Genomic DNA, 338 nt, shown 5'->3' on the forward strand with positions numbered 1-338 from the left:
GTCTTGGTGACATTACCGATCGTGGCTAAGGTGAGGTTCGCCGTGCTGATCGTGGAGCTATTCCAGGTCAGGTTGGTCGTTTGTAAGTTGTAGTCACTGAGCACACTGGTGTGGTTACCAGCAACGGTGGCTAAGGCTAAGTTAGCGACCGTCACATTAGCGGCGCTCGCTACGTGCGCACTATTAAAGGCGGCGGTAGTCAGATTACTTAAGGTCAAGCTATCACCAGCAACTAAACCGGTGATCGATAAATTGGCTAAGCTAACGGTAGCATTGGCGGTGCCATCGTAGGTCTTGGTGACATTACCGATCGTGGCTAAGGTCAGGTTCGCCGCGCT

1 protein-coding gene is annotated in these 338 nt (G+C 52.4%); it reads right to left on the reverse strand.

Annotated elements, in window-relative coordinates; translation table 11 throughout:
* Positions 1 to 338 (reverse strand): YDG domain-containing protein (locus tag ICN18_RS10395; RefSeq protein ID WP_216190521.1); only part of this gene is annotated, 338 nt, incomplete at both ends.

Origin of the sequence: Polynucleobacter parvulilacunae (genome assembly GCF_018881715.1) — a bacterium.
GTDB lineage: Bacteria > Pseudomonadota > Gammaproteobacteria > Burkholderiales > Burkholderiaceae > Polynucleobacter > Polynucleobacter parvulilacunae.